The sequence below is a fragment of the Actinomadura sp. NPDC049753 genome (assembly GCF_040674655.1).
Lineage (GTDB): Bacteria > Actinomycetota > Actinomycetes > Streptosporangiales > Streptosporangiaceae > Spirillospora > Spirillospora verrucosospora.
This window is the reverse complement of sequence record NZ_JBFARL010000006.1, coordinates 47,403-66,499: the sequence shown is the minus strand read 5'-3', so window position 1 is coordinate 66,499 and position 19,097 is coordinate 47,403. Positions and strand designations below refer to the sequence as shown.

General features: G+C 72.1%; 23 protein-coding genes, 1 tRNA gene, 1 other RNA gene and 1 pseudogene. 9 read left to right on the top strand and 17 right to left on the bottom strand.

The genetic code is table 11. The features are described from left to right. Positions 1-5 precede the first annotated feature (5 nt). Entirely contained in the window at positions 6-1,175 is a 1,170-nt protein-coding gene (locus AB0K37_RS03330; protein ID WP_363974040.1) for an FAD-dependent monooxygenase, read from the bottom strand. Between the two features lie 110 nt (positions 1,176-1,285). Between AB0K37_RS03330 and AB0K37_RS03325 the strand changes: the two genes are divergently transcribed. Beyond that, positions 1,286-1,849 (top strand): TetR family transcriptional regulator, encoded by a 564-nt coding sequence (locus tag AB0K37_RS03325; protein WP_363974037.1) that lies wholly within the window; start codon positions 1,286-1,288, stop codon positions 1,847-1,849. A gap of 179 nt (positions 1,850-2,028) precedes the next feature. After that, positions 2,029-2,319, top strand: coding sequence for a hypothetical protein (locus AB0K37_RS03320; protein ID WP_363974034.1), 291 nt, complete (start codon positions 2,029-2,031; stop codon positions 2,317-2,319). A gap of 53 nt (positions 2,320-2,372) precedes the next feature. On the opposite strand, the gene AB0K37_RS03315 is transcribed toward AB0K37_RS03320, so the two are convergent. The 5 genes from AB0K37_RS03315 to ffs form a co-directional block, all read right to left on the bottom strand. Then, positions 2,373-2,930, bottom strand: a complete 558-nt coding sequence (locus AB0K37_RS03315; protein WP_345178836.1) for a DUF5063 domain-containing protein — start codon at positions 2,928-2,930, stop codon at positions 2,373-2,375. Next, complete coding sequence (gene recR / locus AB0K37_RS03310; RefSeq protein ID WP_329097482.1) at positions 2,923-3,522, bottom strand: recombination mediator RecR; 600 nt, start codon at positions 3,520-3,522, stop codon at positions 2,923-2,925. Before recR ends, AB0K37_RS03315 begins: the two co-directional genes overlap by 8 nt. Positions 3,523-3,564: 42 nt before the next feature. Then, positions 3,565-3,933, bottom strand: a complete 369-nt coding sequence (locus AB0K37_RS03305) for a YbaB/EbfC family nucleoid-associated protein (protein ID WP_363974029.1) — start codon at positions 3,931-3,933, stop codon at positions 3,565-3,567. 187 nt (positions 3,934-4,120) lie between these two features. Further along, complete coding sequence (locus tag AB0K37_RS03300; RefSeq protein WP_363974026.1) at positions 4,121-6,442, bottom strand: DNA polymerase III subunit gamma and tau; 2,322 nt, start codon at positions 6,440-6,442, stop codon at positions 4,121-4,123. A gap of 85 nt (positions 6,443-6,527) precedes the next feature. Next, positions 6,528-6,623: signal recognition particle sRNA small type (gene ffs / locus AB0K37_RS03295), an RNA gene on the bottom strand. Between the two features lie 59 nt (positions 6,624-6,682). Here ffs and AB0K37_RS03290 point away from each other — a divergent pair. Together AB0K37_RS03290 and AB0K37_RS03285 are read left to right on the top strand one after the other, a co-directional pair. Continuing rightward, on the top strand, positions 6,683-7,027 hold the full coding sequence (locus AB0K37_RS03290; protein ID WP_363974023.1) for a DUF952 domain-containing protein: 345 nt from the start codon (positions 6,683-6,685) through the stop codon (positions 7,025-7,027). 10 nt (positions 7,028-7,037) lie between these two features. Then, positions 7,038-7,122 (top strand) — tRNA-Ser (locus AB0K37_RS03285). A 93-nt stretch (positions 7,123-7,215) separates the two neighbouring features. Here the strand turns inward: AB0K37_RS03285 and AB0K37_RS03280 are convergent. Both AB0K37_RS03280 and AB0K37_RS03275 read right to left on the bottom strand, forming a co-directional pair. Continuing rightward, positions 7,216-8,226 (bottom strand): hypothetical protein, encoded by a 1,011-nt coding sequence (locus tag AB0K37_RS03280; protein ID WP_363974021.1) that lies wholly within the window; start codon positions 8,224-8,226, stop codon positions 7,216-7,218. 60 nt (positions 8,227-8,286) lie between these two features. Then, on the bottom strand, positions 8,287-8,739 hold the full coding sequence (locus tag AB0K37_RS03275) for an Lrp/AsnC family transcriptional regulator (RefSeq protein WP_363974019.1): 453 nt from the start codon (positions 8,737-8,739) through the stop codon (positions 8,287-8,289). Positions 8,740-8,815: 76 nt separating this feature from the next. Here AB0K37_RS03275 and AB0K37_RS03270 point away from each other — a divergent pair, with 76 nt between their 5' ends. After that, positions 8,816-9,751 carry an SMP-30/gluconolactonase/LRE family protein gene (locus tag AB0K37_RS03270; RefSeq protein ID WP_363974016.1) on the top strand — a complete coding sequence of 312 codons (936 nt, stop codon included), beginning with the start codon at positions 8,816-8,818 and terminating at the stop codon, positions 9,749-9,751. A 20-nt stretch (positions 9,752-9,771) separates the two neighbouring features. Here the strand turns inward: AB0K37_RS03270 and AB0K37_RS03265 are convergent, their stop codons facing one another. Next, entirely contained in the window at positions 9,772-10,269 is a 498-nt protein-coding gene (locus AB0K37_RS03265) for a MarR family transcriptional regulator (protein WP_363974013.1), read from the bottom strand. A 134-nt stretch (positions 10,270-10,403) separates the two neighbouring features. On the opposite strand from AB0K37_RS03265, the gene AB0K37_RS03260 reads away from it, so the two are divergent. From AB0K37_RS03260 to AB0K37_RS03250, 3 genes are all read left to right on the top strand, one after another. Then, a complete protein-coding gene (locus AB0K37_RS03260; protein ID WP_363974011.1) occupies positions 10,404-11,348 on the top strand; it encodes an NADP-dependent oxidoreductase in 945 nt (314 codons plus the stop codon). A gap of 165 nt (positions 11,349-11,513) precedes the next feature. Next, the gene (locus AB0K37_RS03255) at positions 11,514-11,903 is read left to right on the top strand and encodes a cytidine deaminase (RefSeq protein WP_363974008.1); all 390 of its coding nucleotides are present in this window, start codon (positions 11,514-11,516) and stop codon (positions 11,901-11,903) included. Between the two features lie 140 nt (positions 11,904-12,043). Continuing rightward, positions 12,044-12,352 carry a type II toxin-antitoxin system VapB family antitoxin gene (locus AB0K37_RS03250; protein WP_345178813.1) on the top strand — a complete coding sequence of 103 codons (309 nt, stop codon included), beginning with the start codon at positions 12,044-12,046 and terminating at the stop codon, positions 12,350-12,352. Here AB0K37_RS03250 and AB0K37_RS03245 read toward each other — a convergent pair whose 3' ends face one another. From AB0K37_RS03245 to upp, 8 genes and pseudogenes are all read right to left on the bottom strand, one after another. Further along, entirely contained in the window at positions 12,353-13,606 is a 1,254-nt protein-coding gene (locus AB0K37_RS03245) for an MFS transporter (protein WP_363974005.1), read from the bottom strand. It lies immediately after the preceding gene. 165 nt (positions 13,607-13,771) lie between these two features. Then, positions 13,772-14,470, bottom strand: a complete 699-nt coding sequence (locus AB0K37_RS03240) for a FadR/GntR family transcriptional regulator (RefSeq protein WP_345178809.1) — start codon at positions 14,468-14,470, stop codon at positions 13,772-13,774. 222 nt (positions 14,471-14,692) lie between these two features. Further along, positions 14,693-16,135: a helix-turn-helix transcriptional regulator gene (locus AB0K37_RS03235; protein ID WP_363974002.1), complete on the bottom strand. Its 1,443-nt coding sequence runs from the start codon at positions 16,133-16,135 to the stop codon at positions 14,693-14,695. Between the two features lie 65 nt (positions 16,136-16,200). Next, entirely contained in the window at positions 16,201-16,323 is a 123-nt protein-coding gene (locus AB0K37_RS03230) for a hypothetical protein (protein ID WP_363973999.1), read from the bottom strand. A gap of 466 nt (positions 16,324-16,789) precedes the next feature. Then, positions 16,790-17,299, bottom strand: a pseudogene (locus AB0K37_RS03225) (PH domain-containing protein); the annotation flags it as partial. Between the two features lie 6 nt (positions 17,300-17,305). Beyond that, positions 17,306-17,464: a hypothetical protein gene (locus AB0K37_RS03220; protein ID WP_363973996.1), complete on the bottom strand. Its 159-nt coding sequence runs from the start codon at positions 17,462-17,464 to the stop codon at positions 17,306-17,308. Between the two features lie 101 nt (positions 17,465-17,565). Continuing rightward, positions 17,566-17,826, bottom strand: a complete 261-nt coding sequence (locus tag AB0K37_RS03215; protein WP_363973993.1) for a hypothetical protein — start codon at positions 17,824-17,826, stop codon at positions 17,566-17,568. Between the two features lie 164 nt (positions 17,827-17,990). After that, entirely contained in the window at positions 17,991-18,629 is a 639-nt protein-coding gene (gene upp / locus AB0K37_RS03210; protein WP_363973990.1) for a uracil phosphoribosyltransferase, read from the bottom strand. A gap of 77 nt (positions 18,630-18,706) precedes the next feature. On the opposite strand from upp, the gene AB0K37_RS03205 reads away from it, so the two are divergent. Next, positions 18,707-19,036, top strand: coding sequence for a hypothetical protein (locus AB0K37_RS03205; RefSeq protein WP_363973987.1), 330 nt, complete (start codon positions 18,707-18,709; stop codon positions 19,034-19,036). Positions 19,037-19,097 lie beyond the last annotated feature (61 nt).

Sequence of the window (19,097 nt, the reverse complement as noted above, 5' to 3'; positions counted from 1 at the left end):
CCGGCTCAGTGCCGGGCGGGATCGGTGGACAGCTCGGAGAGGTTCATCGCCATCGTGCGGTGGACGGCGGGGATCCAGTCGAGAGTGCGCAGCAGGGTGTTGCGCACCCCGCGCAGCACCGGGCTGCCCACGGTCGCGACGTTGGTCATCCTGTCGGTGAACGAGACGACCTGCTCGGCTACGGGACGGCGCTCGGTCTCGTACTCGTCCAGCACGGAGTCGGGGGCGCCCTCGCCCAGCACGGCGGCGAGCTTGCCGGCGAGGTTGAGGGCGTCCTGGATGCCGGTGTTCATCCCCTGCCCGCCCGCCGGGCTGTGGACGTGGGCGGAGTCGCCGGCCAGGAAGACGCGGCCCGCGCGGTAGTGCGCCGCCAGCCTGTGGTGGACGCGGAAGCGCGAGCTCCACACGACGTCCTCGACGAGCGCGGGACTGCGCCTGGGGCCGCGCGCGTCCAGGAGCGCCTGGACGTCGGCGGCGGTCGGCTCCCGGGGCGCCTCGTCGACGGTCGCGACGATGCGGTGCCGCCCGCCGGGCAGCGGCGCGACGACCGTGACGCCCTCCGAGGAGAAGAACAGCATGACCTCCTCGCTGCCGCCGGCCCAGTCGAGACGCACGTCGGCGAGGACGAACGACTGCGGGTAGGCGTCGCCCTCGAAGGCGATCCCGGCGTGCTCGCGGACGGTGCTGTGCATCCCGTCGGTCCCGACCGCGTAGGCCGCGCGGATCCGCTCGCCGCCGGCCAGGGTGGCCGTCACCCCGTCCTCGTCCTGCGTCAGGTCCGTCACCTCGCACGGCCGGTGCACGAGGCCGCCCGCCGCGTGCAGCCGTCCGAGCAGGATCTCCTCGGTGACGTTCTGCGGGACGAGCAGCGTGTACGGGAATTCGGTCGGCAGGTCGCCGAACTCGACGGTGAGCAGCACGCGGTCCCGCTCGCGGACGGTGAAGCGCGGCACGATGATCCCGCGCTCGACCAGTTCGCCGGTCGCCTCGATCTCGCGCAGCGTCTCCAGCGTGCGGGCATGGACCACGGCCGCCCGGGAGGTGTTCGCGCCCTCCGCCGCGCGGTCCAGCAGGACCGCGTCCACCCCCTTCTGCCGCAGCGACGCGGCGAGGGACAGCCCCACGGGCCCTGCGCCGATCACGAGGACGCCGGTGGACTCGGGAAGAGCATTCATGATCACTCCTGTTGCCAATAGGCGTTTGCCAACACTCGTTGGCCAACTTGTGATGGACCCTAGACCGTTGTCCCCGTGTTTGCCAACAGTTGATGGCATATGTTGGCGGCATGGCCTTCACCGAGCGGTCCGCGGCTACCCGGACGGCGATCCTGGACGCGGCCCGGCGCCGGTTCGCCGAGGACGGCTACGACCGCGCGACGATCCGGGCGATCGCGGCGGACGCCGAGATCGACCCGTCCATGGTCATCCGGTACTTCGGCAGCAAGGCCGAGCTCTACGCCGCCGCGTCGGCCATCGACCTCGCCGTCCCCGACCTCGCCGGCGCCGACGACCCGGCGGCCGCCTACATCGAGGCCTTCCTGGCCCGCTGGGAGGCGGGCGAGAACAGCGCCGAGGCCGTCCTGCTGCGCACGGCCCCCACCCACCCCGACGCCGCGGCCCGCGTCCAGGCCATCTTCGACAAGGAGATCGTCCCCGCCCTGGAGAAGGTCCTGCCGGACGACCCCGCCGCCCGCGAGCGCGCCGCCCTGCTGCTGAGCCAGACCCTCGGCATCGCCTACGGCCGCTACCTGCTGGGCATCGAGCCCCTGGCGTCCATGGACGTCCGCGAGATCGCCGCCATGGCCGCCCGAGCCGCCAGGGTCCCCCTCCACGCCCCGCGCACGCCCTGAACCCGGCCCCGTCCAGATCATTTTTGAGGACCACCCGGACGTGGGGTCAAGCGTCTATGTAAAGGCAGACGTTGGCGGGGTGTCGGGGCCATCTCGTCCACCAGGGATCCGTCGTGCTCGCACCGCGGCTCGGGGCGGTGCCGTGCGGTGCGGCGGTGAGGGAGTCGATGGGAGAGCTGATGGGCGGATTGGACGAGTTGCCGAAGGTTCGCCGGGGACCCCTGCCGTCCCTCTACGCCGCGCTGCGCCGGAAGGCCCCGCAGGTGGCGGCGGCGCGGCCGGACGGCGGCGGGGGCCCGCTGCACGTCTCCTACCGGGGGCAGGAGGCCCGGGTCGCCTGGGACGACGACCTCGAACAGTTCGCGTGGCGATCCGGAGGCAGCGGCCAGATCGGCTCGGACGTCGAGAAGGCGGCCGAGCTGATCGCGTGGGCGCTCGGCGCGCGAACCGGCCCCGCCGCGTCCGGCTAGGCGAGGCCCGGTCGGGTCAGGCGGGCCCAGGCCGGGTCAGAGGGCCGGTCGGGTCAGGCGGGGGCGGCTTCCGTGGCCGCTTCCGTGGCGACGCTCAGGCGGGCGTTGGCGACGAAGGCGTGCAGGGCCCGCAGGGCGGCGCCGGCGTGGTTGCCCCAGTGGTTGAAGTACGAGTACTGCCACCACCAGAGGGCTTCCAGCGGACGGTCCTGGTTGTAGTGGCGGAGCCCGTGGACGAGGTCGCTGGCGACGTCCACAAGGTCGTCCGACAGCCGGTAGGAGGTCGGCTCGGTGTCCTTGTAGGGGTCGAAGACCTCGACGTACTCGTCCATGGCCTGGAGGCGCTCGGCCAGGCCCTGCCGGATCGAGTCGAGGTCGGGGTCGTCGCCCACCTCGGGCTCCCAGTTGTCCGGGAGGATCACGTCGGCGCTGGCACCGAGCTGCGCTCCCGCCAGGATGACCTGCGACACCTCCAGCAGGAGCAGCGGGATGGTGTGCGTCCCGCCGTCACCGCGGGCCACCGCCTCCAGGCCGTCCAGGTAGTTGTCGACGTGGCACGCCACGCGCTCGGCGAGGGCGTTCCAGTCCTGCGGGCTGTTGGTGTCAGACATCGAGCAGCCTCCGTCCTTCGAATGCGCGGCCCAGCGTGACCTCGTCGGCGTACTCGAGGTCGCCACCCACCGGAAGGCCGCTGGCCAGTCGGGTGACGGTGATGTCCATGGGCTTGACCAGCCGGGCGAGGTAGGTCGCGGTCGCCTCGCCCTCCAGGTTGGGGTCGGTGGCGAGGATCAGCTCGGTCACCGTCCCGTCCGCGAGCCGCTGCATCAGCTCGCGGATGCGCAGGTCGTCCGGCCCGACCCCCTCGATCGGGCTGATCGCGCCGCCGAGCACGTGGTAGCGGCCCCGGAACTCGCGGGTCTTCTCGATCGCGACGACGTCCTTGGACTCCTCCACCACGCAGATGATGTGGGGGTCGCGGCGCGCGTCACGGCAGATCCGGCACTCCTCTTCCTCCGCGACGTTCCCGCAGGTTTTGCAGAAGCGGACCTTGTCCTTGACCTCCTTGAGCGCCTTGCCGAGGCGCTCGACGTCGGCCGGATCCGCTGCGAGGAGGTGGAAGGCGATCCGCTGCGCGCTCTTGGGGCCGACGCCGGGCAGCCTGCCCAGCTCGTCGATGAGGTTCTGAACCACCCCTTCGTACAACGGACCCCTCCTTTACTGGTCGTCTTCTGCCCGCGCCCCGGTTCAGGCGCCGCCGAGGCCGGGGAAGCCGCCGGGGATGCCCCCGCCGCCGCCGAGCCCCTGGGCGAGCGGGCCCATCTTCTCCTGCTGGAGCTCCTGCGCCTCGCGGGCGGCGTCGCGGATCGCGGCAAGCACCAGGTCGGCGACCGTCTCCGCCGTGTCGGCCGGGTCGTCGGCGTCGATCGCCTTCGGGTCGATCGCCAGCCCCGTGACCTCGCCCTGCCCGTTGACCGTCGCGGTCACGAGCCCGCCGCCGGCGGTCCCCGTCACCTCGGTCTCCGCGAGCTCGCGCTGGGCGTTGAAGAGCTGCTCCTGCATGGCCTGCGCCTGCTGCAGGAGTTCCTGCATGTTCAGCTGACCACCGGGTTCCACGGTGCACTCCCTCTTCCGGCCCCCGAGGGCCTTCTCTCTGGCGCTCCGCCAGCCACCGGACGTCCGTCCCACGAGACTACGGGTTCCCAGGCCGTTTCGGTACGCGAGGACCCCAGCGCGCCATTTCGGAAGCACATCCGGGATTCGGCCCCCTCCCGGTCCCGCCGCCGGGGCCCGGCCGCCGGGCCTAGGAAGCCGAGTTGTCGATCTCGCGGATGATCTGGCCGCCGAGTTCGCGCTGGATGAGGGCCATCCCGCTCATCTCGGCCTCGGTGCCGTCGGCGTCGGCGTCGCCCTCCGGGTCGACCTCGTCGCTCTCGTCCACGGGAGAGGGTTCGGGCGGCGGCGGGGGCTCGTCCGGCGGCGGGGGCGGCGGCTCCGGGCCCCGGTCGGCGCTCGGCGCGGACGGGCGCGCGGACGGCTGGGCGGGCGGCCGCGGCTGCGGTGCCGGGTTCGGTGTGGCCGCCCCACCGAACCCCGCGCTAGGGCCCGGCCTCCCCCCCGGTGGGGACCCGCCGCCGGGCGTTCCGCCCACGACCGTCTCTATCCGCCAGTCGACGCCCATCCGCTCCTTGAAGACCTCGCGCAGGACGGCGTCGCGGCCGCCGTTGACGAAGCCGAGGCGGCGTCCCTCCGCGTCGAAGCCGAGGGTGAGGATCCTGCCGTCGAGCGAGACCGGCTGCACCCCGGACATGATGACCATCCAGGTGGCGCGGCTCTTCTGCTTGACGGCCTCGACGACGTCCGGCCAGAGCCGCTGGATGGTGGAGAAGTCCGCCCCTCCGCCTCCTGTGCTGGACGCGGCGGGCGCCGGTGGTGCGCTGGAGGGTGCGGGCGGCGCGCTGGACGTGGGTCGCGCGCCGGCCGGCGCGGCCGAGGGCTGGGCGGCTGCAGCCGGGGGGGCCGTAGCTGAGGGGGCCGCGGGCGGGGTGCCTGGGGCCGGGGTGGCTGAGGCCGTGGCCGGGGCGACCGTGGTCGGGGCGGCTGCACGGTTATCCACAGAACCGGATTCTGCGTGTGCCGCGCCGGGGCCGGGGTTGACACTGGAAGTGGGGACGGCCCCCCGGGAGGGAGGGGACTGGGTTCCGGGCGTTTGAGAACCCCCGTCGCGATACGACGTAGCCCCCGGCTGCCCTTGCTGGCCTTGCTGACCCGATTGCCCTTGCTGGCTGGGCCGCCCCGAGTGTCCTGGCTGGCCAGATTGACCTGGCGTTTCCTGCGCGGGGCCACCCTGCCCTGCGCCGCCCGGGGCGGGGGCCGCGACCGGCGCCGCGGACGCGAAGGCCTGCGCCAGAGGGTCACCGCCTTGCCCGCCGCCGAACCCGGCCTGTCCACCGCCGAAGCCGCCCTGACTTGCCTGGCGCTCCAGACGGTCGAGGCGGGCGAACATGGACGCCTCGTCCTCGTACGCGGCCGGCAGCAGGATCCGGGCGCAGATCAGTTCAAGCAGCAGCCGCGGGGACGTGGCGCCCCGCATCTCCGTGAGCCCGGTGTGCAGCAGGTCGGCGGCACGCGTCAGCTCCCCGGGCCCCATCGAGGACGCCTGGCGCCGCATCCGCTCCAGCTCGTCCGGCGGGAAGTTCAGCAGCCCCGAACCCCCGGCCTCCGGGACGTTCGAAAGGATCACCAGGTCGCGGAGGCGTTCCAGCAGGTCGGCGGTGAAGCGGCGCGGGTCCTGGCCGCTCTCGATCACGCGGTCGATCGCGGCGAACACGGCGGCGCCGTCCCGGGAGGAGAAGGCCGCGACGACCTCGTCCAGCAGCGCGGAGTCGGTGTAGCCGAGCAGCGAGACGGCCCGCGCGTACGTGATGCCCTTCTCGTCCGACCCGGCGAGGAGCTGGTCCAGGATCGACAGCGTGTCGCGCGCGGAACCGGCGCCGGCCCGGACGGCCAGCGGCAGCGCGGACGCCTCGTACGGGACGTCCTCGCTCTTGAGGATCTCCTCGACGAGGTCCTGGAGGACGCCCGGCGGGATCAGCCGGAACGGGTAGTGGTGGGTCCGGGACCGGATCGTCCCGATGACCTTCTCCGGCTCGGTCGTCGCGAACACGAACTTCAGGTGCGGCGGCGGCTCCTCGACGAGCTTCAGCAGCGCGTTGAAGCCCTCGCGGGTGACCATGTGCGCCTCGTCGATGATGTACACCTTGAAGCGCGCCGCGACCGGGGCGAAGAAGGCCCGTTCCCGCAGGTCGCGAGCATCGTCGACCCCGCCGTGGGAGGCGGCGTCGATCTCGATCACGTCGATGTGCCCGGTCCCGGACGGTCCGAGCGCGACGCACGAGTCGCACTTGCCGCACGGGTCGGGGGTCGGCCCCTCCTCGCAGTTCAGCGAGCGGGCGAGGATCCGGGCGCTGGACGTCTTGCCGCAGCCGCGCGGACCGCTGAACAGGTACGCGTGGTTGATCCGGCCGTTGCGCAGCGCCTGCTGGAGGGGCTCGGCGACGTGTTCCTGCCCCTTCAGCTCGGCGAACGTCGCTGGCCGGTACTTGCGGTACAGAGCCAGACTCATCGGGGGTCCGCCCTCCCTCGAGAAGCAGAGCGTCAGAAGCGCCGTGTCGCCGTGGACCGGCCGTCGCGGGCCGATCGCCGTCAAACCAAGGGACCCCCCGCACACCCGCCAGAGCCTGCTTATCCTTGCTGCCTTCCGGCCCTGGGGAGGTTCACAGGGTGACGCCGTGCGAGGGGTCTGCCCAAAGTCTATGGCATCCCCGGCCCCGGATCGCCACGCATTCCAGCGTAGTCTCCGCCCATGCCCGCCTCTTCCCAGGACACGCTCCTGCACATCGCCGAACGAACCCACTGGGAATCCGCCCGGAGCACCGGCGTGGCGTACACCATGTCCACCCTGGGCCGGACCTTGGACGAGGAGGGCTTCATCCACTGCTCGTCCGACCTCGACCAGGTGGACGGCGTCCTGGGCCGCTTCTACGGCGACGTCCCTCGCGACACCCTGGTTCTGCTGGTCATCGACGTCTCCCGCCTCGACGCGCCCGTCCGCTACGAGCCCGCCGGGGACGAGCTGTTCCCCCACGTCTACGGACCTATCCCGGTCGACGCGGTTATTGATGTCAGGTCACTGCCCGAGAACCGGTAGGCTTCCGCGTGGAGGATTCGCCTAGTGGCCTAGGGCGCACGCTTGGAAAGCGTGTTGGGTTCACGCCCTCACGAGTTCGAATCTCGTATCCTCCGCTTGCCTCACCGGCAGAACACGACAAGGGCGGCACCTGTAGGTGCCGCCCTTCAGTACTTCTAGGCGCAGTCGCCTTGCTTCGGCCGAGCCTCCTAACCCTTCTCGTCGGCATGCCCGGCTTCGCCGGCCATCTCCGCGCGGGCCTCGCGGAGGTCTTCCAGCGCGATCTCGGCCTCGACCCCGAAGTGGTGGCGGCAGGTCCAGGCCTCCAGCGGGAGACCGCCCAGCGTTCGTTGCCGCCACCGGTAGGCGCGCCGCCCTCCGGGGGTGAGCATGAGTTCGGCGTCTCTGCGGTAGTCCTCGAAGTCGTCGAGGTCCGGATGGGCGGCGTGGTCGCACGTCGGGGCGTCGTCGCAGCGTCGCGCGGCGGCTTCGAGAGCGGTGATGATCTCGTCCAGGACCTCGACGGACTCGACCCGCTCGGAAACGGCGTAGGGGAGCAGCGCGCAGTTGGTGACCACCAGGCCCGGCAGTTCGGGCAAGTCCTCGCGCGCGGCCTCCAGCAGGGCACGGGCCTCGTCGACGAGGGTCTCATACGGGTCGCCGTGGGGGTGGTCATAGATCACGTCGGAGAGGTACGCCAGGCCCCGCCCGACACCCGCGGGAGCACGGACGGGGACATCGTCGAAGGTGCCGGGGGACACCGCCTCGGCCGCCGCCCGCGCGAACCCGGCGACGTTGCGCGGGCAACTCCACCGGCCGGGGTCGTCCAGGGGCGGTCCGGCGCCCACGACCCGCAGCGCCATCTCCTCCGGCCGGAACCTCCAGGTGAGATTTTCGGCGTCGAAGTCCGTCAGATACGGGTGGTCGGCGTGGTCGCAGGGCGCGCCGTCCAGCCGCTCCGCCGCCGCGGTCAGGGCCGCCACGACAGGCGCCGCATCGGGCAGAGCCATTCCCTCCAGACGGGCCGCCAGTGTGAGGACGCCCAGCGCCCACGCCAGGGTGTGCGGATCCTGCGGGGCAGCACGCAGGTGGGCGGCCGCACCCTGCATGAGGTCCGTATACCGCCGCGAGCGGGTGCCTGAGGTCTCGGCCCAGCCGGTGGCGAGGGCACGCCAGGCGTCGGGCGAATCCGGAACGGCCGACGGATCGATTTCGGTCATGCCGGTTCGGACGAAAAGACGATCACACCGGTTCCGGTCCCGCACTCCGGTGGGACGCGGTCACTGGCCCATCGGGGAGATCGGGCGTTCGAAGAACGTCTCCAGGACGACCGTCGCCTTCGTCCCGCTGACGCCCTGGATGTCGTACAGGCGCCGCAGGACGTCCTGGAGCCGCGCGGTCGTCGAGGTCCGCACCTTGACGAGCACGGACGCGCTGCCCGCGACGACGTGGGCCTCCTGCACCTCCGGGATGGCGGCGAACTCGGCGGCGCGGTCGCCCATCCAGACCGAGGAGTCGATCAGGGCGAAGGCCAGCACGCCCTGCCCGAGCGCGGCCGGTTCCACGTCCACGCTGGTCCGCCGGATGACGCCCCGTTCGCGCATCTTCCGGACCCGCTCGTGGACGGCCCCGGCCGACAGGCCGACCGCCGTGCCGAGCGCCGCGTAGGACCGGGTGGCGTCCTGCTGGAGGAGTTCCAGCAGCTGACGATCGATGTCATCCACGTTCCTCACAGGATGACTGTATCGCGTACGATCATCCCGAAGTTGTTCTGAACAATCTTCAGTCACAACGGCGAGACGGGAAACGATGCCCAAGGAAGCGGCCGACGGGGTATACGAGGTTCTGGACGAGCGCTTCCGCACCGGACGTTGCTGCCACGGCGACCAGCACCTCGAACGCCTGCACTCCGGCGGCCGCTGGGTCGAAGGCCCTCTCTACCTGCCCGCGTGGCGGCAGCTCATCTGGAGCGACATCCCCAACGACCGCATGCTGCGCTGGGACGAGGTCACCCGCGCGGTCTCGACGTTCCGCGCGCCGGCCGGCCACAGCAACGGCAACACCCTCGACGGGCACGGCCGGTTGATCACCTGTGAGCAGGGCGGACGCAGGGTGACCAGGACCGAGCCGGACGGCGCCGTCACCGTCATCGCCGACCGCTACGAGGGCAGGCGCCTCAACAGCCCGAACGACGCGGTCGTGCGCTCCGACGGGTCGATCTGGTTCTCCGACCCCGACTTCGGCATCACCAGCGACTACGAGGGGCATCGCGCCGAGAGCGAGATCGGTGCCTGCAACGTCTACCGGGCCGATCCGGCGACCGGCGAGGTCCGCCTCGTCGCCGACGGCTTCGGCGGGCCGAACGGGCTGGTGTTCTCCCTGGACGAGCGCCGCCTCTTCGTGTCCGACACCCGCGCCGCGCACATCCGCGTCTTCGACGTCCGCGACGACGGCTCGCTCTCGGAAGGCGATGTCTTCGCCGAGGCCCGCGACGGCGCCCGGTTCGACAACATCCGTTTCGACCGGGACGGACGGCTGTGGGCGGCGGCCCTGGAGGACGGCGTGCACTGCTACGCCCCGGACGCCACGCTCATCGGGCGCATCCGCGTCCCCGAGCCCGTCTCCAACATCACCTTCGGCGGCCCCAAGAACAACCGCCTGTTCATCACCGCGACGACCGGCCTGTACTCGGTGGTGACCTCGGTGACGGGCCTGCCGAGAACCCCCCAGGTGATCGAGAACTGACTTGCTCGGCCGCCGACGTGCTACCGCCGGCGGCGGGGCGCCGCCGAACGGGGCGGCGCGGCGCGCATGTGGTCGCGCACCGGCGACAGCAGGTCGGCCAGGGCCTGGGCGTCCTTGCGCGACAGCGGCTGGAAGAGCTGCCGGCTGAGGACCTCGGTGTGGCCGGGGAGCACCTTGGCGAGCAGTGCCCGCCCCGCATCGGTGATCGTGACCGTGACGCCCCGGTCGTCGTCCGCGGAGCGCGTGCGCCTGACCAGCCCGGCCTTTTCGAGCAGGCCGGCCTGATAGGTCAGCCCGCTGCGGCTGTACACGACGCCGTCGGCCAGGTCGGTCATGCGCTCACTGCCGCTCGGCGAGTCGAGGCCGAGACGCGCCAGGAGCTGGAACTGCACGTAGCTGAGGTCGCCGGCCTCGCGCAGCTGCTGCTCGACCGCGTGCCGGAGCAGGCCCGCCACCTCCATGAGGGCGAAGTACGCGCCCATCTGGACGGCGTCCAGGGCCGGCGGTGTCTCGGACATGGCGGCACCCTACCACCTGCTTCGATTTCAAAGCACTTGCTTCAACTTCGAAGCACTGCTACGTTCTGGGCAAGTGCTTCAGTTTCGAAGCACTCTTGGCCGGAAGCGAGGCACAGCGAATGAAGGCAGTGCGAATGAAGGCAGTGCGATTCCACGAATACGGCGAGCCCGGCGTCCTGCGCTACGAGGACGTCGACCAGCCGGCGCCGGGCGCCGGGCAGGTGCGGGTCCGCGTCGCCGCGACCACGTTCAACGGCGTCGACGGCAACATCCGCGCGGGGTTCATGCAGGGCCCGATGCCCCTGACCCTTCCGCACATCCCCGGGCTGGACGTCGCGGGAACGATCGACGCGCTCGGCGAGGGCGTCGGCGGCCTGGAGATCGGTGACCGGGTCGTCGGCTTCCTGCCGTTCGTCGACGACGGCGCCTCGGCGGAGTACGCGCTCGCGCCCGCCGAGGTCCTGGCACCGGCTCCGACGAGCATCCCGCTCGCCGACGCGGCCGCGCTGCCCCTGGTCGGTCTCACCGCGTGGCAGGCGCTCTTCGACCACGCCGGGCTGAAGGCCGGGCAGCGGATCCTGGTCAACGGCGCCGGCGGAGCCGTGGGCGGCTACGCGGTGCAGTTGGCCAAGGCGGCCGGCGCCCACGTGATCGCCACCGGCAGCCCCCGCAGCGTCGAGCACGTCAGGGCGGCGGGCGCCGACGAGGTCGTCGACCACACCACCACCCGGGTGACCACCGCGGTGACCGAGCCGGTCGACGTCCTGCTCAATCTCGCGCCGATCGACCCCGCGGAGTTCGCGGCGCTGGCGGACCTGGTCCGCGACGGCGGCATCGTGGTCAGCACCACCGTGTGGATGCCCGCCCCGGCCGACGAGCGGCGCGGCGTGCGGGCCGTCGACGTCTACGTCCGCAGCGACGCCGGGCAGCTGGCGGAACTCGTGGCGCGGGTGGACCGCGGCGCGCTGACCGTCGGCGTCGCCGAGCGTGTCCCGCTGGCCGACCTGGCGTCAGTCCACGCCCGGGCGGCCGCGGGGACGCTCCCGGGCAAGGTCGTCGTCCTGCCGGCCACCGCCTGACCCGCCCGGGGAAGGCGGCGGCATCGTCCGGCCGGCGCCGACGCCGCGTCCGGCTCGCGAAGATCGCGGTGAATAGGCTGTGATCATGGACATCGACATCGCGGCGGGGACCACGGACGACGTCGACTCGCTGGAACCGCTGTTCCGGACGCTTTGGAGAAGGACATGACGGTCGACTACGAACTCGTCGAGGCGGCTGGGCGTGTGGCCGCCGGCAACAGCAAGGGGGACGAGCACACGGTGGCCGCCGCCGCTCGCGCGCGGGACGGGCGGATCATCACCGCGATGAACGTCTACCACTTCACGGGCGGGCCGTGCGCGGAGCTGGCCGTGATCGGTGCGGCCGCCGCCCAGGGCGCCCACCAACTGGACACGGTCGTCGCCGTGGGGAGCGGCGACCGCGGGGTGATGCCTCCTTGCGGGCGGTGCCGGCAAGTCCTTCTCGACTACTTTCCGTCCATCCGCGTCATCGTCGGCGGGGACGGTGATCTGCGCGCCGTTCCCGTGGCAGAGCTGCTTCCCGGCGCCTACATCTGGTCGGAGCACCAGGCGTGAATGCCTCCGGCCCGCCCGCCCGGTGCTAAGTCACGGGCGGGCTGAGCTGGGCGGTAACTGGTTTACCGAATCTGGAAAGCGGAGTGACGCAAGTTGTTGCGCGCCTTCTCCGCGCACTGGCGAGCCCCTAGACTCGAAGGGTGATCTTTAAGGCGGTGGGTGAAGGAAGGCCCTATCCAGAGCACGGTCTCTCGTCCCGGGACTGGGCCAAGATCCCCCCTCGTCAGGTCCGCCTCGACCAGCTCGTCAGCACCAAGCGGGAGATGGATCTCCAGTCGCTGCTGTCGAAGGACTCCACCTTCTACGGCGACCTGTTCCCCCACGTGGTCCAGTGGCACGGCGAGCTCTACCTGGAGGACGGCCTGCACCGCGCGCTCCGGGCGGCGCTGCACCAGCGGCTCGTCCTGCACGCGCGCGTCCTCGACCTCGACGCCGTCGACATGTCCTGATCAGCGGGTACGGGCGGGCTCCGGCGCCGGGAGGGCCTTCGGCTCGACAAGCGGCGCCGCCGGACGGGCCGGGCGGACGAACCCGGGCCGCGCGGCCAGCAGCCCGACCGCGACCTCCGGGACGACCAGGACGAGGAGCAGGGCCACTGGCACGTTCCAACCGCCCGTGGCGTCGTGCAGGACGCCGACCGCGAGCGGTCCGGCCGCGGCGAGCAGGTAGCCGCCCGTCTGCGCCATCCCCGACAGGCCCGCGGCCGTGGACGGGTTCGGCGAGCGGAGGCTGAGCAGCGTGAACGCCAGCGGGAACGCGCTGCCGGTGCCGATGCCGAGGACCACGACCCACGTCCACCCGGCGGACGGGGCGAGCAGCAGCCCGACCAGGCCGACGACCATCGTGGCCGCGACGGCGACGACGAGGGGGCGCTGGTCGCGCAGGCGGGCGGCGAACACCGGCACCAGGAATCCCAGCGGGATCCCGACGATCATCATGGTGGAGACCATCATCCCGGCGGTGGCGGCCGGGTGGCCGGCGTCGCGCATGATCTGCGGAAGCCACGACAGCAGCACGTAGAACATCAGCGACGCCAGGCCCATGAACGCGGCGACGGACCAGGCGGTCGGGGAGCGCAGCAGCGATCCTTCGGCGCGCGGGGCGGTGACCGGAGGCGTCGGGGCGCGGCGGCCGCGCAGGGCGAGCGGACCCCACACGAGCGCGGCGACCAGCGACGGGACGGCCCAGACGGCGAGCGCGAGCCGCCAGCCGCCCGCCTCCTCCAGCGGCACCGCGAGGCCGGCGGCGACCGCGCCGCTGGCCGCCATCAGCATCATCGCGAGGCCGGTCAGCGAGCCCAGGCGGGACGGGAACGCGCGCTTGATCACGGCCGGCATGAGGACGTTGCCCATCGCGATCCCCGCCCCGGCCAGGACCGTTCCAACGAACAGCGAGACCGGGGACTGCACCACCCGCAGCACGATCCCCGCCGTGATCATGACGAGGGAGCCGGCGATCGCGGTCTCGGTGCCGAACCGGCGCGCGACGACCGGCGCGACGGCCGCGAAGACGCCCAGGCACAGCACCGGCAGCGTGGTGAGGACGCCGGTCTCCGCGCCCGACAGCCCGAACGCGTCCCGGAGGTCGCCGAGCACCGGCGAGATCCCCGTGATCGCGGCACGCAGGTTGATCGTCAGCAGCACCAGACCGACGAGCGACCAGACGGCCGCGGCCCGGGAACCTGGAGTCGTGGAGCTGTTCATGTCACCTTCGTTGTTCGGTCGCTTCGATCGCAGGGTCTGCTGCGTCGAGCTGTGTTCTGCTGCGTTCCGTTGCCCGTGTCCTGCCGGTCGCCGGGCATCACGACGGCCGCCCATGGGGCGGGGCGGGTCTCGCCCCCGGTCATGGTGCGGACTTGCGCTCCCGCGCTAGGTCTCCTGCGGAGCCGTCCCGGACGGCGGGACGGTCGAGGCGAGGATCTGGTCGAGACACGCGTGGGTCGCCCGAGTGGCGGCGTCGGCGTCCCCCGCCTCGATGGCGGCCGCGATGGGACCGTGCGGGACGTCGGCGTGTTCGAGCAGGCTCCCGGCCGCGCCGATGCTGGCCCGGAGCGCCGCGCTGAAGTCGCGGTACAGGTCCGTCAGGACGCGGTTGTGGGTGGCCTCGACGACGGCGGTGTGGAATTCGAGGTCCGCCTCGACGAACGCCGAGTGCTCGCCCGCCGCCCATGCCGCGTCCCGGCGCGCGAGCGCGACCGCGATGGCGGCGATGTCGGCGTCCGTGCGGCGGGTGGCGGCGAGCCTGGCCGCCTCCACCTCGAACCCCCGCCGGACCTCCAGGATCTCGACGAGTTCCGCGGTCTCCAGCCGCCGCCGGACGGCCCCGGACAGCTCGCTCGTAGCGCGCACGTACGTCCCGTCGCCCTGGCGGCTCTCCAGGAGCCCCGCGTGGGTCAGCGCGCGCACCGCCTCCCGGACGGTGTTGCGCCCGACCCCGAGCGTCTCCGACAGCACCGGCTCCGGCGGGATCTTGGCGCCCACCGGCCAGCCGCCTCCGGTGATCTCGCCCCTGAGCTGGTCGATCACCTGGTCGACCAGCGAGGACCGCCGTGCCGTCCGCAGAGTCACCCGAACCTCCAGTCAACCAGTCATCCCATGTCTGGAGAGTACGACATCCGGACGTCCCGATCTATTCCGCCTCACCGCCGTACGGGTCGCGCCGCCCGGCGAGATGGACAGAATCCGCAGGTCACCGCCCAGTTCGGCGAACGAAATGTGATGACGCACACCGCAGGAAGGCGAGGTGGCACGCGCTGTCGCGGCCGCCTCGCCTTCTTGCGGGCGAGCGGTCTAGTGGGGAGCGCTCAGGGGGACGCGGTTGAAGACCGACAGGCCGGCCGCCTCAAGGGCCTGGCGGTAGGCGGTGGCGGCGTTCTCAGGAGATTCGATGAGTTCGTAGAGTTCGCCGAGCTCCCTGTAGAGGTGCGCCGCCGGACGTCCCTCGGGAAGGGTCGCCAGCTGTTCCGAGGCGGCGCGAAGGACGACCTGGGCGGCCGTGGTGTTTCCCTGGGCCACCCGTGCGCGGGCCAGGACCAAGCGGGCCAGGACGGTCTTCTGGGTGCGGACGCCCAGGTCGTCGGCGGGCTGAGGCGCCATGGTGCGTCCGCTCGTGGGGGCGGCGAGGGCCATGCCGGTGTCGAGGAACTGTTCGAGGGCGGCGATCGCCTCGTCCAGGTCACCGACGAGGACGAGCGCGCGGGCCTTGGCGATGGTGCTCTCGGTGCATTCGGCGTCGTCCAGGCCGGTCGCGTGCTGGAGGAGGGTGAGAGCCTCCCGGGCCGCTTCGCGGGTTCCTTCCTGACGCGGACGCTCGAACCCGTACTCACCGGAAGGCGCCTCGGTGGGCGGGGCTGCGACGGAGAACGGCCTGACCCCCCTGAGCAGCGCCTTGGCCCCGGCGAGGGCGAGGCGCGCGTGCGCCTGCGTCGGAGTCGCGTCCGTCCGCGCGGCGAGGGCCTGGTCGGCGAAGTACAGGGAGTCGCCCACCGCCCCCTCCTCCAGCGCGCGCATGCTGGCCCGCTGGTAGTGGACGCTCAGCGGCTCGGCGTCCTCGGATCCCCCGGGATGCAGGAGGCGCCGCCCGAGTTCGTGGGCGCGGACGGGATCGGAGCGATCCACATAGGCGAGCAGCAGGATGCGTCCGGCCTCGGTGTACTCGTGGCCGGCGTGGAGACCGAGCCGCTCCAGCCGTTCGAGGGCGCGCTCGCCCAGCGCCACGGCCTGCCCCAGGTCGCCGACGGTGTGGTACGCCCGGGCCAGCGCGATCACCGGGGGCAGCCAGCTCGCCCGTCCCGGGTCGCGTTCGGCCTGCTCGCGCAGCTCCTCGAACAGCTCGATCGCGCGGTCGGTGCGGCCCAGCTCCTCAAGGGCGCGGGCGCGGCCCAGCCGGGCGCGGCCCGTGAGGTCGGGGTCGTCGCTGCGGGCGATCACCTCGTCGAAACCGGCCTCGGCCGTGGCGGGGTCGCCGCGCAGCAGCGCCAGATGGGCGTGCCGCTCCCGCACCTCGAGATGGGCGCGCTGCTCCGGCTCGACGCCCTCGGCGAGGTATTCGGGAGTGCAGCCGAGACGCTCGGCCAGCATCCGCAGGACGGTCGGCGTCGGCGTGCGCTTGCCCGACTCGATCAAAGAGATGTAGCTGTCGGAAAGGTCGTGACCGGCGAGCTGTGCCTGCGACAAGCGTCTGGTCAGCCGCAGGTTGCGGACACGTTCGCCGACGTTGCCTGGACCCGGCATGTGGACTCACTTAGCGGAAGTAAACAGGCGGCTGGGGTGCCGACATGATTGCACATTGCGGGTTATCACACATCGAGAGCAAGGAAGCGACAGGAGAAGAGACCAGCCGGAAGGCCCGCGCGCAGCGCATCGGCGAGATTCGCCGGTTCGCGCCGGCGGGCCCTCCCGTCGATCGCGACGTCTGTCATTCGCCGACGGTATCCGACCGTCCGGGCAAGATCGCAGAGACCGCCGATATTGATCAGCCTCCCGCGCATTCCGGCCAGTACCGGACGGCCTGCCCCGCGTTCCGCGAGGTTGGGACCGCTCCCAGCGGGATCGGCCGGTAAGGGCGGTGCCGGGCCGCGACATCTGCGGATCGCCGCGTCCTGCGTTCGGCGGTGCGGCCGGTGAGGCGCGCCGACCCGACCCGCATCGTCTCAGATCGCCGCGAGAACCTCGCCGGCCCCCCTGCGGCAACGGAAAAGCCGGGCACGACCGTGCCCGGCTCCTCGCGTCAGCCGCGTCGCGGGGCTAGACCTCCCCGTCGGGGTCGTCGCCCTTCGGCAGCGTGGCGGTGGGCGCGTCCTGCGCGTCGGCGTCGGGTGCGTCATCCGGCACGCGGGGACGGCGCGGCGGCGGGGGCGGAGGGAGCGCCTCCTCCGGCGCCGGGTTCTTGTTCGGGAAGATCATCTCGCAGACCTCGAGGTAGAGCTGCTCGGGGTACGGGAGGAAGTCCACGTTCGTGAGGGCCTGGTCCTGGCCGGCGGACTCCAGGACGAACTCCCCGTAGCCCAGCATGCGGCCCGCGATCGTCCGCTTGAAGCTCATGTCGGTGACCTTCGCCAGCGGCATCATCGCGACCTTGCGGGTGATGAGGCCGGTGGTGAGCAGCATCCGCTGGTTGGTGATGACGAAGTAGTCGACGGACCACTCCGCGACCCGCCAGACGAACCAGGCGAGAAGGATCAGCCAGCCCCACCAGACCCAGCTGAACACAGCGCCGCCGCTCTCGGCGAGCGTCTGGCTCAGCAGGCCCGCGATGATGAGGCCGCCGAGCAGGAGCCCGACCGGGACCATCAGCACGGCCGGGTGGCGCCGCACCGTGATCACCTGGTTCTCGTGGGGGAGCAGGTACTTGTTGACGGACGCCGGCGCGGAGTCGCCGGGGGTGACGAGTCTCATGCGGCCTCAGGCGAGCGAGTTGACGAAGGTGGCGATGGAGTCGGCGGCGGAGGAGATGCCCGTTGCGGCGGTGTCCACCGTCCGGGCCGCGCCGTTCGGTTGCGTGATGACGTAGAACGCCACGAAAGCCGCAGCGGCCCACGTGATGTACTTCTTGGCCGGCACGACTGCCTCCCGGAGCGTAGACCCACGGACCCCGGTAGCAGTTTCGCACAGCCCACACGGGCGGCAAAGCAGCGCGACGGCGCGCGGCGCCCGCCCGCGGGTCAGGGCGCGTTGTCCAGCGAGGATTTGCGCGCCTTGCGGCGCTTCTCCGCCGCGACCGTCGCCAGCACCTCCAGGTGCCGGCGCGCGATCCGCTCCACGAGGTCGGACGGAGCCGACCCGGTCACCTCCTCGGCGCCGTAGCGCGCGGCGGCCACGCACCGTTCCACCGTGTCGGCGTTGTGGATGTCGCGGAACTCCTCGGTGAGCCGTTCACCGATCTCGATGTAGCGCGGAAGGTCGCCATCCCCTGGGTGAGCCATCATGTGTCCCCGAAGCTCGCTCGCGCCGCCCGGTCCGTGACGGTCCCCTGTGCCGGGACGGCGGAGGGGAACGCGCGCTCGCGTTCCGTAGAGGTTGTGGTACCCCCTGCCGTCGGGAACGAACATCGCAGGTCACGTCGGGGAAACGAGTCCTGCCGGAGGGGTCAGACGACGCCGTAGAGCCGGTCCCCCGCGTCGCCGAGGCCGGGCATGATGAAGCCCTGCTCGTTGAGGTGGGAGTCGATCGCGGCCGTGACCACCTTGATGGGCGCCGAGATGTCGGAGAAGGCCTGCTCCAGGTACTTCAGCCCCTCGGGGGCGGCGAGGAGGCAGAGCGCCGTGACGTCGTCGGCGCCGCGCTCGATCAGCAGCCGGATGGCGGCGGCCAGCGTCCCGCCGGTCGCGAGCATGGGGTCGAGGACGTAGCACTGCCGCCCGGACAGGTCGTCCGGCAGCCGCGACGCGTAGGTCTGGGCCTGGAGGGTCCCCTCGTCCCGGATCATCCCGAGGAAGCCGACCTCGGCGGTGGGCAGCAGCCGCGTCATCCCGTCCAGCATCCCGAGGCCGGCGCGCAGGATCGGCACGACGAGCGGCTTCGGGCTCGCGAGCTGGACGCCCTGCGCCGGGACGAGCGGCGTCTGCACCGTGGCCTCGGCGACCCTGACGTCGCGGGTCGCCTCGTAGGCGAGCAGGGTGACCAGTTCGTCGGCCAGGCGGCGGAACGTCGGGGAGTCGGTGCGGACGTCCCGCAGGGTCGTGAGCTTGTGCGCGACGAGCGGGTGGTCGACGGCGAGGGTCTGCATGCGCTCACGGTAGCCCACCCCGCCGGGCGGTTCGGGGCGCCAGGATAGGTCGCCGCTGAGCTGGGCAGGATGGCGGTATGAACAGCGAGAGCGATCAGCAGCCGAGCGGCTCGCGGGCCCGGGAATCCGCGCCCGATCCGCCCGCTCGCGCTCAGGCCTCCGACGACGACCGTCCCCCGACCGCCGACCCCGCGGTGACCGAAGTCACAGCCGAGGACGCCGCCCGGCGCCCCGGGCCCCAGGGCGACATCTCCCCCGAGCAGGTGCGCGAGCACCTGCGCCGCAGGGCCGTCTTCCTGCGCGAACTCGCCGAGGCCCGCGAGCTGCGCCGCCGTGTGACGCCGCACCGGTCACGCCGCGCGCGGATCCACGCGGCACTTCGCCGGCGCACGTTCCGCATCAATTGATCCAGATCGGTTAGGTTCATGCCGCCGGGCACCGTGATCGGCGCAGGCTCCCGGCCTCATC

What these genes read in the sequence shown, in the direction of transcription:
- AB0K37_RS03205 (WP_363973987.1), top strand. Translation starts at nt 18,707, where the DNA reads ATGAACAGCGAGAGCGATCAGCAGCCGAGCGGCTCGCGGGCCCGGGAA.
- AB0K37_RS03235 (WP_363974002.1), bottom strand. Translation starts at nt 16,135, where the DNA reads ATGCCGGGTCCAGGCAACGTCGGCGAACGTGTCCGCAACCTGCGGCTG.
- AB0K37_RS03245 (WP_363974005.1), bottom strand. Translation starts at nt 13,606, where the DNA reads ATGAACAGCTCCACGACTCCAGGTTCCCGGGCCGCGGCCGTCTGGTCG.
- AB0K37_RS03270 (WP_363974016.1), top strand. Translation starts at nt 8,816, where the DNA reads ATGCCCAAGGAAGCGGCCGACGGGGTATACGAGGTTCTGGACGAGCGC.
- AB0K37_RS03280 (WP_363974021.1), bottom strand. Translation starts at nt 8,226, where the DNA reads ATGACCGAAATCGATCCGTCGGCCGTTCCGGATTCGCCCGACGCCTGG.
- AB0K37_RS03320 (WP_363974034.1), top strand. Translation starts at nt 2,029, where the DNA reads ATGGGCGGATTGGACGAGTTGCCGAAGGTTCGCCGGGGACCCCTGCCG.
- AB0K37_RS03265 (WP_363974013.1), bottom strand. Translation starts at nt 10,269, where the DNA reads ATGTCCGAGACACCGCCGGCCCTGGACGCCGTCCAGATGGGCGCGTAC.
- AB0K37_RS03290 (WP_363974023.1), top strand. Translation starts at nt 6,683, where the DNA reads ATGCCCGCCTCTTCCCAGGACACGCTCCTGCACATCGCCGAACGAACC.
- upp (WP_363973990.1), bottom strand. Translation starts at nt 18,629, where the DNA reads ATGCAGACCCTCGCCGTCGACCACCCGCTCGTCGCGCACAAGCTCACG.
- AB0K37_RS03255 (WP_363974008.1), top strand. Translation starts at nt 11,514, where the DNA reads ATGACGGTCGACTACGAACTCGTCGAGGCGGCTGGGCGTGTGGCCGCC.
- AB0K37_RS03325 (WP_363974037.1), top strand. Translation starts at nt 1,286, where the DNA reads ATGGCCTTCACCGAGCGGTCCGCGGCTACCCGGACGGCGATCCTGGAC.
- AB0K37_RS03230 (WP_363973999.1), bottom strand. Translation starts at nt 16,323, where the DNA reads ATGACAGACGTCGCGATCGACGGGAGGGCCCGCCGGCGCGAACCGGCG.
- AB0K37_RS03315 (WP_345178836.1), bottom strand. Translation starts at nt 2,930, where the DNA reads ATGTCTGACACCAACAGCCCGCAGGACTGGAACGCCCTCGCCGAGCGC.
- AB0K37_RS03215 (WP_363973993.1), bottom strand. Translation starts at nt 17,826, where the DNA reads ATGGCTCACCCAGGGGATGGCGACCTTCCGCGCTACATCGAGATCGGT.
- AB0K37_RS03300 (WP_363974026.1), bottom strand. Translation starts at nt 6,442, where the DNA reads ATGAGTCTGGCTCTGTACCGCAAGTACCGGCCAGCGACGTTCGCCGAG.
- AB0K37_RS03330 (WP_363974040.1), bottom strand. Translation starts at nt 1,175, where the DNA reads ATGAATGCTCTTCCCGAGTCCACCGGCGTCCTCGTGATCGGCGCAGGG.
- AB0K37_RS03260 (WP_363974011.1), top strand. Translation starts at nt 10,404, where the DNA reads ATGAAGGCAGTGCGATTCCACGAATACGGCGAGCCCGGCGTCCTGCGC.